The sequence below is a fragment of the Streptomyces sp. NPDC059477 genome (assembly GCF_042749375.1).
Classification (GTDB): Bacteria; Actinomycetota; Actinomycetes; order Streptomycetales; family Streptomycetaceae; genus Streptomyces.
On record NZ_JBHYUG010000069.1, the window covers coordinates 29,090 to 43,615 of the forward strand.

Here is a 14,526-nt window from a genome sequence, read left to right on the forward strand (position 1 = left end):
AACGGGCCGTTTTCGACCCGCCCCAACGCCATGGAGCCGGTGGTGACTTGATCACCGGCTGGGTGATCGACCTTCGATGATCACTTGACCGCGCCCGCCATCACCCCCGACACGAACTGCCGCTGGAACGCGAAGAACACCACCAGCGGGATCACCAGGGAGATGAACGCACCCGGCGCCAGCACATCGATGTTGTTGCCGAACTGCCGCACCTGCGTCTGGAGCGCCACCGTGATCGGCTGGCTGTCGGCGTCCGTGAAGACGAGCGCGACCAGCATGTCGTTCCACACCCACAGGAACTGGAAGATGCCCAGGCTCGCGATCGCCGGCCCGCCGAGCGGCATCACCACGGTGGCGAACAGCCGCAGCTCGCCGGCGCCGTCCAGCCGTGCCGCCTCCAGCAGTTCCCTGGGGATCTCGGCGAAGAAGTTCCGCAGCAGGAACACCGCGAACGGCAGCCCGAAACCGACATGGAAGAGGATCACGCCCAGGATCGATCCGAACAGACCGATCCCGCCGAAGAGTTCGGCGATCGGGATCAACGCCACCTGCACCGGAACCACCAGCAGCCCGACCACGGCCAGGAACCACCAGTCGCGGCCGGGGAACTCCATCCAGGCGAACGCGTAGCCCGCGAGCGAACCGATCACCACGACCAGCACGGTCGCCGGGACCGTGATGGTGATGGTGTTCAGCAGCGAGCCGGTGATGTCGTCGTTCTTCAGCAGCGTCTCGTAGGACCGGAGGGTGAGCTGGGACGGCTCGGTGAACACATGCCACCAGCCGTCCGCCGCCATGTCCTGCGGGGAGCGCAGCGAGGACAGCAGCAGCCCGAACGTCGGCACCAGCCAGAACAGACCGACGACGATCAGGAACACCCTGACCACGCCGCCGCTCAGCCGCCCCACGATCCGTGCGCCCAGGGACGGCCGGACCACCGTCCGCGCGGGTGACGTTTTGTTCACTCGCTCAGACTGAACGGTCATCGCCTGCCCTCCCGCCGCAGCCGCCGGACGTTGAACCACATCACCGGGATCACCAGAAGCAGCAGGAACACCGCGATCGCGCTCGCGATGCCCGGCTGGTCCTCGGAGAAGCCCTTGCGGTACAGCTCCAGCGCGAGCACGTTCGCGTCGTCCTGCGACGAGCCCGGCGCGATGATGAAGACCAGATCGAACACCTTGAGCACATTGATCATCAGGGTGACGGTCACCACCGCGAGCACCGGCGCCAGCAACGGCACCGTGATCCGCCGGAACACCTGCCATTCATCGGCCCCGTCGACCCGCGCCGCCTCCATCAGTTCGCGCGGCACGCTCGCCAGCCCCGCCGCGATCAGCACCATGGCGAAACCGGCCCACATCCAGATGTACGAGCCGATGATCGCCGGGGTGACCAGGGACGGGCCGAGCCAGTCCAGGCCGTTGTACGGCTCCTTGAAGTTGTCGGCGGGCAACCGCAAATGGGCGCCGTCGGCCGCTTTTGGCAGCGTGAACGTGCCATCGTCGCCGGCCTCGGTGGAGGCCACCACCCGGCCGTCCTCGACCGCCTCGATCGTCATCCCGGCGTAGCCGAGTTCGGCGGGATCGGGGGCGCCCAGGGTGCCGACGCCCTTGCCACGGGTGAAGTCCTGCCAGACCGTGCCGGTGACCTTGTCCGGCTCGGCCCGTGCCGTCGCCGCGGGAGCGGCGGCGTCGGGCAGCTGGTCGGGGGCGACTCCTACCAGGGGCAGGCTGATCACTTCGCCCGCCCGGACCGGCTCACGCGTGAGAAAAGCGCCCTTGGACGCCGGATCGGCGATCAGCGGCGACTCCCGCCCCGGATGCGCCTTGGGGAACGCCGACGACTCGGCGAACGTGTCGTGCACGCCCACCCAGATCGCGTTCGCCACGCCCTTGTCCGGATCCTGGTCGTACACCAGCCGGAAAATGATCCCTGCCGCGAGCATCGAGATCACCATCGGCATGAAAACGATCAGCTTGAACGCGGTGCCCCAGCGGACGCGTTCGGTCAGCACCGCGAAGACCAGTCCGAGCGCGGTCGCGACCGTCGGTGCGAACACGATCCAGATGATGTTGTTCTTCAGCGCCGCGCGGATGCCGTCGTCCGTGAAGAGCGCCCGGTAGTTGTCGAATCCGGCGAAGCCGTCGCCGGACTGGTCGTAGAGGCTGCGGATGACCGAGTACCCGATCGGGTAGACCACGAGCGCCCCGAGCAGCACCACGGCGGGCAGCAGGAACAGCACCACCACCGTCGTACGGGTCCCGGTCACGCTCTTGCGACCACGGGGAGCGGCAGGAGGCGCGCCGCCCCCCGCCACCGCAGGCGACTTCATCGCGGCTCAGTTCCCGTACGCCTTGGCCGCTTCCGCCTCCAGTTGCTCCTGTGTCGCCGCGATGTCGGTCGGGTCCGTCAGGAAGTCCTGGAGGATCTTCCACTCGCCTTTGCCGGGCGTGCCGCCGAAGGCCTGTGGGGCCTGGTCGGACATGTCGAAGCGGAAGTCGTCACCGGCCGCGACGAGCGCCTCGGCCGTCCTGCGCTGCACGTCGTTCGGGTAGGCCGAGGAGTCGACGTTCTTGTTCGGCGACAGATAGCCGCCGAGCTTCGCCTGGACGGTCGCCGCGTCCGGGGAGGCCAGGAAGGTGGCCAGCGCCTGCGCGGCCTCGGAGTCCTCCAGGATCACGGCCGCGTCGCCGCCGGACACCACGGGCGCGGTGTCGCCGACCGCCGGGAAGGGGAACACCTTGGCGTCCGTCCCGACCTGAGCGTCCGTCTCCGCGATGTTCACCTGAACAAAATCGCCCTCGAAGACCATCCCGGCCTTCGGTTGATCGCCTCCGGTGAACGTTTGCGTCACGGAGGCCGGGAATTCGGTCTGGAGCGCGCCGTCGGCGCCGCCCGCGATGTAGTCGTCCTTGCCCCAGATCTCGGCGAGCGTGGTCAGCGCGTCGGTGACCGACGGGTCGGTCCACGGGATCTCGTGCGCCGCGAGCTGATCGTATTTCTCCGGACCGGCCTGCGACAGATAGACGTTCTCGAACCAGTCGGTCAGTGTCCAGCCGTCCGCGCCGGCGACCGAGAACGGGGTGACGCCGGAGTCGTAGACGGTCTGCGCGGCGGTGAGCAGTTCGTCCCAGGTCTGCGGCTCGGTGGCGCCCGCGTTCTCGAAAACCTGGTTGTTGTACCAGATCAGGGATTTGTTGGCCGCCTTGTAGAAGACGCCGTACTGCTCGCCGTCGACCTTGCCGAGGTCCTGCCAGCCCTGGGAGTAGTGCTCGGTGAGCTGCTCCTGGGCCTCCGGTCCGAGGGGCTTGGCCCATCCCTTGTCCACGGCCTGCTCGATCGCTCCGACCTGCGGCAGCATCGCCACGTCCGGCGGGGCACCGCCCGCGATCTTCGAGCCGAGGAAGTTGATGATCGGGTCCTGCGCGGGCACGAAGGTGACCGTGGCGCCCGTGCGCTTCTCGAACTCCTCCAGCACCTTCCTGAAGTTGGCCTGTTCGGGGCCGGTCCAGACGGCGGCGACTTCGAGGCTCTGACCGTCGAGCTGCGGGAGGGTGACGGTGGCGGCCGTCTCCCCGCCGCCGGGGTTCTCGTCACCGGACTCCGGGTCGTCGTCGCCACCGCAGGCGGTCAGCGAGAGGGCGAGCGCCGCCGCGAGGGAGGCGGCACAGAGACGGGCGGCAGTGCGTGTGCGGGACGTCCGTAGGTGGCGGATGGTGTCGCTCCTGCTGTGCATCACGGCCCCGTTCTTCGGATCTCGTCGAACGTTCGCTACGTGCGGTTTGGTTTACGCCGGGCACCAGAGGTCGGCAAGAGCGGGCGCAGTGCCAAGAGCACGATCGTGACCGCGTCGTGACTGTGCGGGCTACGGGGCTTGACAGTGGGGGTGATGGGGTCTGGCGGGGCGGGGACAACCGGCCTGAGGGGGCGGCGTATTGAGGCCCGGCGAGGGCGATGACCCTCGCTGCGGGCGGGCGTCGCGGGCCATGAGCGGGAGTCGCGGCCCGTGTACGGGTGTCTCCGGCCGTGCGCGACTGGCTGTGGGAGTGACCGGCCTTGAGACGCGGGCCGCCCCAGCTCCCGGCCGCGACGACGGCCCGTGGCGAGAGCCATCGCCCCCGCCCCGCCTCCCGTCACCCCGAATGCACCGCCACTACAGCAGCGAAGGCACCTCCGCCGCCGACACCTCCCGTGCCGCCCGCTCCAACGCGCTGGCCAGCAGGGCCAGATCCGTCGGCCCGTTCCCCAACTCCCGGACCGGGCGGCGGGTCGGCGGGTCGCCCGCGTGCTCCCACTCCACCGGTACGACCGTCGGGCGCAGGGTCGCCGTACGCGGGATACGGCCCGTCACCCGGCCGCCCTGGAAGGCGATGACCCGGCCGTCGCCCGCCATCAGACCGCCCCGCCCCGGCGCGGGCTCCTCGGGGCCCGCCACGGGGGCCTCCAGCTCCACTCGCAGGGCCGCCCGCCGGACCGGTTCGGTCTCCGCCGTACGGCCGCCCGGGTGCGCCGCCGTCACCAGGTGCACCCCCAGCCGCTCGCCCTCCCGCGCCACCGCCTCCAGCGCGCGCATCACCGAGCCCGCCGCCGGGCGGCCGGGTGAGCCCAGCGCGGGGGACACGAGCGCGTCCAGGTCGTCGACCACGACCACCAGCCGGGGCAGCGGCGGCGGGGGCTCCGACCGTCTGCGCGCCGCCGCGGGCCGCAGCCGCAGCGTCCGGCTGGGCGGCGTGTCGATGTCCCCGGACCCCGCCAAAGATCCGGAGCCCGCCAAAGATCCGGACCCCGCCAAAGATCCGGACCCCAGCGAGGAACCGGACCCAGACAAGGACCCTGCCCCCGACAGAGATCCGGACCCCGGCGAGGACCCGGACTCGGACCCCGGCGAGGACCCGTACGCAGGCCCCGGCGCGGACAGGGCGCCCGACCCCGCGTCGCCGGTCTCCGGGGTGCGCTGGGGCACGATCCGGCCCGGCATCGCGTGCCCGGCCCGCCCGCCCTGCCCCCGCTCCCCCGCGTGCCAGCCCGTGAAGTCCGTACGGCCCACCAGTTCCGCCCGCCGCTTCAGTTCCGCCGACAGTGACTGGGCGAACGCCCGCATGCGGACCGGGTCATTGGCCGTCAGATGGGTCGTGACATGCGGCAACTCGGTGCAGACCCGCAGCCCGTCCCCGAGCCCCTCGCCCGCCCCCACCCCGTCGCGCCCGTCTATCAGGATCATGCCGAGCCGGTCGGGGCGCTCGGCCGCCGCCAGCGAGGCCACGACCGCCCGCAGCAGCTCCGTACGACCGCTGCCCGCCGGCCCCTCGATCAGCAGATGCGGGCCCTCGGCCACCAGGTCCACGCCGACCGGCCCGCGCGGGCCCGCCCCCAGTACCGCCCACGCGCGCCCGCCGACCGCCTGTCCGTCGTCGGCCGCGTCGGCCCAGCGGGCCATCAGGGACGCCGGGGTGGCCCGCGCCAGCCCCAGTTCGTCCAGCAGCCGTGCCGTCTGCGGCAGCGGAGCCGACACGCGCGCGTGCCGCTCACCGCCCGTGCCCTCCGGACGCAGTGGCGCCAGCGCCCGCGCGAACCGCTCCGACCAGGCCGGGGACACCGCGTCCACCGCGCCCAGCGCGCCCTGACCCACCGGGCCGCGCCCCTGGCCGCCCGACGCCACTCGCAGCAGCCGCAACGCCGTCGCCACGTCCCCGCCGAGCAGCGCCACCGCCCCGCACTCCCGGAACAGCGGCACCACCGCGCACGCCGCCTCGAACGTCTCCGTCACCGGCGACGACGGTGACGCCGCCGCCGTCTCCGCCAGGCACAGGACATGGACACCGGCCCGGGGCCCCTCCACCGACAGCCGCGCGAGCGCCTCCTGGAGCCCGGAACCGCCGGGGTCGCCGTCCACCACGACGACCGTGTACGGGCCTGGCACACCGCCCTCGCCGGCGTACGGCGTGTCCCTCGCCCAGGAAGGCCGGCTGGCCGCACCCCGGTCACCGTTTCCGTCGCCTCCGCGCGCGGGGACGTCGTACCCGACCGTGCCGTCCGCGAGCCGGTCCTCCAGTCGCCGGAGCAGTTCCTCCGTCCGCGCGGTGGCCTGTTCACGGTCGTAGGCGAGGAGGAGCCGGCAGTCCTGGCCGTGGCGCGGGCGGACGTGGGGGAGCCAGCCGAGCCAGGACCACTCGGCGATGCGGTCGCGCACCGGGCGTGCGCGGTCCGCGCTGATCAGGACGATCTCCAGGCCGTCCGGCGAGTGCAGCGCGGCCAGTTGGGCCAGCACCGCGCGGGCCAGCCCGGCCAGCCGGGGGCGCGGCCCGGCCAGGCCCAGCGCGCCCGCCTCGCGCAGATCGGCGGTCACGGGTACGGCGGGCAGCAGGCCGGAGCCGTCCGGCGCCGGACGGTCGGTCGTGCCCAGCCGGACCGTGAGCGCCTCGGGGTGGCCCGGCGAACGCTCCCACAGGCGCGGGCCCGGTCCCAGCGCGGTGAGCAGCAGCGCCGCCGGGTCCGGCCAGGTCTCCGGCGACGGGAAGGTGACGGTGGTGGCGGAGGCGTGGGCGGCTGAGGCGGCGTACGGGGATGTCCCGCGCGCGTGGGGCGCCTCGTCGCCGTACGGATCGATCCCGTCGATCCCACCTGGCTGCGGCTCGCCCTTGCCTCCGGCCAGCCGCCGTGCCCATGCGGAGAGGCCGCCGCGCCTGCGTGCGCCTTGTGCGGGGGTGTCGGTGCCGTGGAGCGGCGTGTTCCTGCGTCCGCCCACGGGGTCGTCCCCCGGGTCCGGATCGGGTCCGGGTCCGCCCGTCGCGGGGTCGTGCCCGCCCGCGTACCCGGTAGCGGCGTCGTCGTACGTCGCGGTGAAGTCCCCGCGCCCGTCCCGGACCGGACTTCCGGCGCCACTTCCGGCACCGCCGCCATAGCCCGGCGCCCCCGCGCGCGTGCCCGTCCCCAGCCCTGCCCCGTGCGTGTCGCCCGCGTTTCCGGCAGAAGGGCCACCGGGGCGTTCACCAGCGCGGTAGCCGCGCTCACCGCCAGAGGCCCCGCCCGGGAGCCTGCCCGAAGCTCCACCCGTCGATCCCCCCGCATCCCCACCCCGTCGGCGGTTCTCGATCCGAGGTGCCCCGCTCTGCCCCGGCACGATCGGCGGTGCCACGGGCGCGTGCTCCTGGGCGCCGGGGGAGTCCCATCCGGCCGGGGTATGCGTCACCGGGGTGTCACCGGCCCGGACGGCCGCCCCGGCGACGGGCGGCGCGCTCCCCACGCGTCCCGGAGCCGGCGTCCCGGGGTCCGGAGTCGTCGAGGGCGACACGCGCACGTACCCCTCCCCATCCGGCTCCGTGCGCAGCCGCGCGCCCGGTCCGCCCGGCGGAGCGATCCGCAGGGCCGACTCGCCTATCCGCAGCAGCGCGCCCGGCGCGAAACGCACCGCGCGCGTGCCGACCCGGCGGCCGTCCAGCACCGTGCCGTTCGTGGAGTCCAGGTCGGCGACCGCCGCGCGGCCGTCGGCGGCGAGGGTCACCGCGCAGTGCAGCCGGGAGACGTCCGGGTCGTCGAGGGGCACGTCGGCACCGGCGGAGCGGCCGACGGTGACCTGTCCGCCGTGCAGCAGATGGACGCCGCCCGCGTCCGGGCCCGCGATGACGTCCAGGCGGGCCGGGGCGTCGTCCAGCTCGGGATGCGGCTCGGGGTCGGCCGGGGCGCCCACGGACAGCACGGCGCCGTCGACCAACGGCGGCTCGCCCAGGGTGCAGCGCTGGGCGTCCAGTCGCTCCGCGCCCGCGAAGAGCACCACCGGACCGCGATCGGCGCCCGCCTCCCCCGCGACCGCCGACGCCAGGGCCGAGGCGACCGCCGACAGGGCCGTCCCGGCCGGTGCGGTGACCAGCACGTCGCAGCGCGCGGCGCGGCCACGGGCCTCGGAGGGCGGGCCGAGCGGGTCTACGACGGTCAGCCGGATCTGCATCGCCGTCAGCGGTCCCTTCTGCGCGGGCGCCCACGGGACGGGTCGGGCCGAACCGCGGTCCCCCACCGCGGACTTCCCCCCACCGCACGAGCACGTCGGCCAGTACTGACCCGCATCCTCGCACCTGCCACTGACAACGCGCCCGCCGCCCACCGTCAAGTGATCTTGATTGGTCGGCTCTGCCCGCAAAAGTGCCTGACCAATGCCCGGCCCTGGACCGATTGAGGTCGGCTTGGGACCGACTTGAGATCGGTCACGTCCGCCTTCGGCAACCAAGCGACCGACCCGAGCGTCTTTCCGTCGAACACGAGCGGGAATCTCCGTTCCTGACCGGGAATCTCCGTCGGGCCCCGCGAACCGTTCCGAGCACCACAACCGCGAACCGCTCCGAGCACCACAACCCGTGAACCGCTCCGAGCATCACACCCTCGAATCGCTCCGAGCACAGCCTCCATCCGCTCCGAGCACAGCCTCGAAACCGCTCAGAGCACAGCCTCGAAACCGCTCAGAGCCTCCATGACGACCGAACAAGACGACCATAGGACGACCACGCGACGACCTGACGACCACAGGACGCCGACCCGACCGACCTCCAGGCCGACCGGCCAGAGCACGCACGACAGCCCGGCGGCGGGCAGCGCGGCACTACAGTGGGTCGGAACACCCGTAGCACACCCCACCACGGTGTACGGACCAGGCAAGCAGGCAAGTAGCAGCCAGCAAGCAGCAGGGAGCGCATGACGTGCGGCCGGTAGGCAGCAAGTACCTCCTGGAGGAGCCGCTCGGACGCGGCGCCACGGGCACCGTCTGGCGCGCCCGCCAGCGTGAGACAGCGGGTGCCGAGGCGGCTGTGCCCGGCCAGCCCGGGGAGACCGTCGCGATCAAGGTCCTCAAGGAGGAGCTGGCCGGCGACCCGGACGTGGTGATGCGCTTCCTCAGGGAGCGCTCCGTGCTGCTCCGGCTCACCCACCCGAACATCGTCCGGGTGCGCGACCTGGTCGTCGAGGGCGATCTGCTGGCCCTGGTCATGGACCTGGTCGACGGCCCCGACCTGCACCGCTACCTGCGTGAGAACGGCCCGCTGACACCGGTCGCCGCGTCCCTGATGACCGCCCAGATCGCCGACGCGCTCGCCGCAAGCCACACCGACGGCGTGGTCCACCGCGACCTGAAGCCGGCCAACGTACTGCTCAAGCAGTACGACGCCCAGATGCACCCGATGCTGACCGACTTCGGCATCGCCCGGCTGGCCGACTCGCCCGGTCTCACCCGCACCCATGAATTCGTCGGCACGCCCGCGTACGTCGCGCCGGAGTCCGCAGAGGGCCGCCCGCAGACCTCCGCCGTCGACATCTACGGCGCCGGGATCCTGCTGTACGAGCTGGTCACGGGCCGTCCGCCGTTCTCCGGCGGCAGCGCGCTCGAAGTACTGCACCAGCACCTCAGCGCCGAGCCGCGCCGCCCCTCGACCGTTCCCGAACCGCTGTGGACGGTCATAGAGCGCTGCCTGCGCAAGAACCCCGACGAACGGCCCAGCGCCGTGAGCCTCGCGCGCGGGCTGCGCGCGGTCGCCGACGGCATCGGGGTGCACGCGAACTCGGCGCAGATCGCCGCCGCCGAGGGCGTCGCCGCGCTGCTCGCCCCGGACCCGTCCCCGGCGGCCGTGCCCGGCACGCCCGGCGCGGCGGACCCCACCCAGGTGCTGCCGCACAGCCCGGCGGGCGCCTACGACCCCGCCGCCGCGACCAGCGTGCTGCCGCACACCGGCGGCCCGTCCGGCGCCGCCGACCCCACCGCCGTACTCCCGAGCACCGGCGCGGCCGACCCGACGGCCGTCATGCCGCCGATGCCACCGAACCAGCCCGGCACCCCGCCGCAGGGCGATCAGCCGCACCCCTGGCAGAACCAGATGCGCGCCGCGCGGGACCGCAACGAACAGACGCAGGTCCAGTACCTCGACCCCAGCCAGGACCCGCTGCGCCGCCGCCCCCAGCGACAGGTCGCCCGCCCGCAGCAGCAGCCCCACCAGCAGCCTCACCAGCCACAGCCCCACCAGCAGCCTCACCAGCCACAGCCCCGGCCGCAACAGGCCCCGCCGCCCGGATACGGCTACCCCCAGCAGCACCAGCCCCAGCAGCAGCATCTGCCCCAGCACCAGCCTCAGCACCCACCCCAGCAGTACGCACCCCCGCCTCCCCAGCCACAGCAGCCCCAGCCGCAGCGGTACGCCCCGCCCTCCCCGCCGCAGCAGACCCGCCCGCCGCGCGAGCCGCGCCGGCGCAGCTCCAGCCCGATGCGGATCCCCGGCCTGGGCTGCCTCAAGGGCTGCCTCTTCACGGTCGTCATCCTCTTCGTGGCCGGCTGGCTGGTCTGGGAACTGAGCCCGTTGCAGGACTGGATCGGCACCGGCAAGGGTTACTGGGACCAGCTCACGGACTGGTTCACCGTGGTGACGGGCTGGATCGGCGACCTGGGCGGCGGCAGCTCGGGCTAGGACCGGTCGTCACCCTCCCCTCTGCCGGGCGACGCCAAGCAGAGGGGACTGTCGCCCGCCACACACTCTCGCCGTGCGGGCCCCCCTCTGGCGAACGCACCTGACGCCGCCCGCCCCGTCCCGCCCCCCGGCCCGGGCGCACAAGGGCAACGCGACAGACCCCAGGGCGACCGGCGAGAGCCCCGACGTCCCGCCACCGGCCCCAGCCTCGATTCCCGCCCCAACCCCCGGCCCCAACCCCGGCCACGCCTCCGCCACACACGAGTCCATCTCTTTATCGACATCTGGTGGGTGATTTCCGCCTCCGCGGTGAAGGTTGGCTCGTCGGACGCGTAGTTTTGGGCGACAACACGCGTCCGTAGGAGCAGTCTTGGCACGGAAGATCGGCAGCCGGTACACCGCGAACCAGATCCTGGGGCGGGGCAGCGCCGGCACGGTGTGGCTGGGCGAGGGGCCCGAGGGACCCGTCGCCATCAAGATGCTCCGCGAGGATCTCGCCTCCGACCAGGAGCTTGTCGGCCGCTTCGTCCAGGAGCGCACCGCGCTGCTCGGTCTGGAGCACCCGAACATCGTCTCGGTACGGGACCTCGTGGTCGACGGCAACGACCTCGCGCTGGTCATGGACCTGGTCCGCGGCACCGATCTGCGCACCCGGCTGGAGCGCGAGCGGCGGCTGGCCCCCGTGGCGGCCGTCGCGATCGTCGCGGACGTCGCGGAGGGCCTCGCGGCGGCGCACGCCTCCGGCGTCGTCCACCGTGACGTCAAGCCCGAGAACGTCCTGCTGGACATGCAGGGGCCGCTCGGCCCCGGTGGCTCGCACCGCGCGCTGCTGACCGACTTCGGCGTCGCCAAGCTGATCGACACCCCGCGCCGCACCCGCGCCACGAAGATCATCGGCACGCCGGACTATCTCGCCCCGGAGATCGTCGAGGGCCTGCCGCCGCGCGCGGCCGTCGACATCTACGCCCTCGCGACCGTCCTGTACGAGCTGCTGGCGGGCTTCACCCCGTTCGGCGGCGGCCACCCCGGCGCGGTGCTGCGCCGGCACGTCACGGAAACGGTCGTTCCGCTGCCGGGGATCCCCGAGGAACTGTGGCAGCTGATCGTCCAGTGCCTGGCGAAGGCCCCGGCGTCCAGGCTGCGCGCCTCGGAGCTGGCGGCGCGGTTGCACGAACAGCTGCCCTCGCTGGCGGGGCTGCCGCCGCTGGACGTGGACGAGCCGGACGCCGAGGCGGAGGAGCCGCCCGCGCCCGACCCGGCGGCGGATCGGCCGGCACCGGCCGCGCGGGAGCGCCGGGGCGCCGTACCGCTGGTCCCCGGCGCCAAGCCGGACTCCAACCGGGACACCCACACCTCGATGCGGGTACCGGCGCCCGACGAACTGGCGGGGGGCGCGCACGGTACGGCACGGGTGCCCAGGGCGCCGGGCGCGCCCCGGCCCGGTTCCGCGCGCAACCGGGTCGCCACACGCCGCCGCCGGGTCGCTCTGGGCGCGGCGGCCGTGGCGGTGGTCGCGGCGGTGGGTGTCGGTACGTGGCTGGCCACCGCCGACAGCGACGCCACCCCGGGCGACACCGAGCACTCGGCCCCCGCGACCCCTTGATCCTCCCCTCCTCCTCGGCCTCAACCACCAGCCCGTCCGGCGTTTGGGGACAAGGCCCCTTCAGTGCCGAAGGGGGGTCTGGGGGCGCCGCCCCCAGGTGCCCGCCGCCCCGGGCAGACCGGGCCCGTACGCCCGGCGCTGCTCTCCCGGCGGAGCCGTTACGCTGGGGTACGTGGCAGTCGTCGATATTTCCGAAGAGCTGAAGTCCCTCTCCTCGACCATGGAGTCGATCGAGGCCGTCCTGGACCTCGACAAGCTGAGGGCAGATATCGCCGTGCTTGAGGAGCAGGCGGCGGTGCCGTCCCTGTGGGACAACCCGGACGAGGCGCAGAAGATCACCAGCAAGCTCTCCCACCTCCAGGCCGAGGTCAGGAAGGCGGACACGCTGCGCGGGCGGATCGACGATCTTGCGGTGCTGTTCGAGATGGCCGACGAGGAGGACGACCCGGACACCCGCGCCGAGGCCGAGTCCGAGCTGACCGCGGTGCGCAAGGCGCTGGACGAGATGGAGGTCCGCACCCTGCTGTCCGGCGAGTACGACTCCCGTGAGGCGCTGGTGAACATCCGCGCGGAGGCCGGCGGCGTCGACGCGGCCGACTTCGCCGAGAAGCTCCAGCGCATGTACCTGCGCTGGGCGGAGCAGCGCGGATACAAGACGGAGATCTACGAGACGTCGTACGCCGAAGAGGCCGGCATCAAGTCGACCACCTTCGCCGTCCAGGTGCCGTACGCGTACGGCACGCTCTCCGTCGAGCAGGGCACGCACCGGCTGGTGCGGATCTCGCCCTTCGACAACCAGGGCCGCCGCCAGACCTCCTTCGCGGGTGTCGAGGTGCTCCCCGTGGTCGAGTCGTCCGACCATGTCGAGATCGACGAGTCCGAGCTGCGGATCGACGTCTACCGGTCCTCCGGACCCGGCGGCCAGGGCGTGAACACCACCGACTCGGCCGTGCGCATCACCCACCTGCCGACCGGCATCGTCGTCTCCTGCCAGAACGAGCGCTCGCAGATCCAGAACAAGGCCACGGCGATGAACGTCCTCCAGGCCAAGCTGCTGGAGCGGCGCCGCCAGGAGGAGCAGGCCAAGATGGACGCCCTCAAGGGCGACGGCGGCAATTCCTGGGGCAACCAGATGCGTTCGTACGTTCTGCACCCGTACCAAATGGTCAAGGATCTGCGGACCGAATTCGAAGTGGGCAATCCCGAGGCCGTGTTCAACGGCGAGATCCAGGGCTTCCTGGAGGCCGGGATTCGCTGGCGCAAGCAGCAGGAGAAGTAGCGTCGCGCGCGGCGCGCTTCTGAACGCCGCTTTGTCGACAAGGCAACTGCCGCCTTTCCGGTGGCAGTTGCCTTTCGTTTGCCCTCGATGTCTGGCTTTTACATCACACTCACACACCGCTCCGCCTGGCATTCACGCCGTATCAGGACATCGCGTACGCAACGGCCTTGACGTTGCTGTGAAAAATCGGAAGGGTGAATCGTGGCATGCGTTTTCTCTGGGGCGCATGTGAACTGGGGGTTCTCGCACAGCGACCCCTGTCGATCACGGCCCCGAGCGCCCGCCTCACGTGACGATGAACTGTGGACGATGAACTGCATGGGGGTAGCAACTACATGACGAAGAAGACACGGATGCGTGTCGCACGGGTGGCGGCGGGCGTCGTGATCGCCGCCGGTGCCTCGCTGACCGCCGCGGGGGTGGCCTCCGCGGCGGACGAGGAATGCGTGGTCGGTGTCCTGTGCGGCAGCAACGAGACGACGCCCCCGCCCGTGGACCCGACTCCGCCCGTGGACCCGACCCCGACGGACACGGGTCTCCCGACCGACCCGCCGGAGCCGACGGACGAGCCCACGGAGCCGACCGAGGAGCCCACGGAGCCCACGGAGGAGCCGACCACCGAGGAGCCCACGGAAGAGCCGACCGAGGAGCCGACGGAGCAGCCCACCGAGGACCCCGGTGACGACGGCGACGACAACGGCACCGGTGGGGGCGGCGGCGGTGACAACACCGACCTCAACGGTGGCTCCGGCCAGTCCGCGCAGAACCAGGGCACCTCGTCGCTGACCGACACCGGTACGCAGGTGCCGGCCGGCAGCACCGTCCCGCAGGGCGGTGGCGACGAGCTGGCCGAGACCGGCGCCATGGAGACCACCTTCCTGGTGATCGGCGCCGCGACCATGATCGTGGGCGGCGTCGGCTTCCGGGTGCTGCCGCGGCTGGTGGGCGGCCGTGGCGGTGCGGCGGCCTGATCATCGCCGCCTGAGCACCACCGCCGGTGACCACTGGTGACCGTTCGCGATCATCCGTGGCCACCGGTAACCGCTCGTGTGCGCCGAGCGTGCGCCATGTACGACGAAAGGGCCCCGAGCAGCTGCTCCCGGGCCGTTCGTACGGCTGTGGGTGAGGGTGGCGCGCGGGACGTTATGCGGCTGTTCGGTCCGTACCGTCTGTAAGTGTTCGGAGGTACCGTGAAGCGGCCC

The 14,526-nt window shown here is 72.5% G+C and carries 8 protein-coding genes; 4 read left to right on the forward strand and 4 right to left on the reverse strand.

What is annotated here, in order from left to right:
• Positions 1-80: 80 nt before the first annotated feature.
• The 4 genes from ACFXAZ_RS28270 to ACFXAZ_RS28285 form a co-directional block, all read right to left on the reverse strand.
• Positions 81-986 (reverse strand): carbohydrate ABC transporter permease, encoded by a 906-nt coding sequence (locus ACFXAZ_RS28270; RefSeq protein ID WP_384596933.1) that lies wholly within the window; start codon positions 984-986, stop codon positions 81-83.
• Complete coding sequence (locus tag ACFXAZ_RS28275) at positions 983-2,272, reverse strand: carbohydrate ABC transporter permease (protein ID WP_384596935.1); 1,290 nt, start codon at positions 2,270-2,272, stop codon at positions 983-985. Before ACFXAZ_RS28275 ends, ACFXAZ_RS28270 begins: the two co-directional genes overlap by 4 nt.
• A 69-nt stretch (positions 2,273-2,341) precedes the next feature.
• Entirely contained in the window at positions 2,342-3,739 is a 1,398-nt protein-coding gene (locus ACFXAZ_RS28280) for an ABC transporter substrate-binding protein (protein ID WP_384596947.1), read from the reverse strand.
• Between the two features lie 417 nt (positions 3,740-4,156).
• The gene (locus tag ACFXAZ_RS28285) at positions 4,157-7,948 is read right to left on the reverse strand and encodes an FHA domain-containing protein (RefSeq protein WP_384596937.1); all 3,792 of its coding nucleotides are present in this window, start codon (positions 7,946-7,948) and stop codon (positions 4,157-4,159) included.
• A 742-nt stretch (positions 7,949-8,690) separates the two neighbouring features.
• Here ACFXAZ_RS28285 and ACFXAZ_RS28290 point away from each other — a divergent pair.
• From ACFXAZ_RS28290 to ACFXAZ_RS28305, 4 genes are all read left to right on the forward strand, one after another.
• Positions 8,691-10,442 carry a protein kinase gene (locus ACFXAZ_RS28290; protein WP_384596939.1) on the forward strand — a complete coding sequence of 584 codons (1,752 nt, stop codon included), beginning with the start codon at positions 8,691-8,693 and terminating at the stop codon, positions 10,440-10,442.
• A 370-nt stretch (positions 10,443-10,812) separates the two neighbouring features.
• Positions 10,813-12,045 (forward strand): serine/threonine-protein kinase, encoded by a 1,233-nt coding sequence (locus ACFXAZ_RS28295; protein ID WP_384596941.1) that lies wholly within the window; start codon positions 10,813-10,815, stop codon positions 12,043-12,045.
• A 172-nt stretch (positions 12,046-12,217) separates the two neighbouring features.
• Positions 12,218-13,324 (forward strand): peptide chain release factor 2, encoded by a 1,107-nt coding sequence (gene prfB / locus ACFXAZ_RS28300; protein ID WP_384596943.1) that lies wholly within the window; start codon positions 12,218-12,220, stop codon positions 13,322-13,324.
• Positions 13,325-13,659: 335 nt separating this feature from the next.
• On the forward strand, positions 13,660-14,295 hold the full coding sequence (locus ACFXAZ_RS28305; RefSeq protein WP_384596945.1) for a hypothetical protein: 636 nt from the start codon (positions 13,660-13,662) through the stop codon (positions 14,293-14,295).
• Positions 14,296-14,526: the final 231 nt, after the last annotated feature.

Bases quoted from the DNA above. Each gene is read 5' to 3' on its own strand.
- ACFXAZ_RS28305 (WP_384596945.1), top strand. From the start codon at position 13,660: ATGACGAAGAAGACACGGATGCGTGTCGCACGGGTGGCGGCGGGCGTC.
- ACFXAZ_RS28280 (WP_384596947.1), bottom strand. From the start codon at position 3,739: ATGCACAGCAGGAGCGACACCATCCGCCACCTACGGACGTCCCGCACA.
- ACFXAZ_RS28270 (WP_384596933.1), bottom strand. From the start codon at position 986: ATGACCGTTCAGTCTGAGCGAGTGAACAAAACGTCACCCGCGCGGACG.
- ACFXAZ_RS28285 (WP_384596937.1), bottom strand. From the start codon at position 7,948: ATGCAGATCCGGCTGACCGTCGTAGACCCGCTCGGCCCGCCCTCCGAG.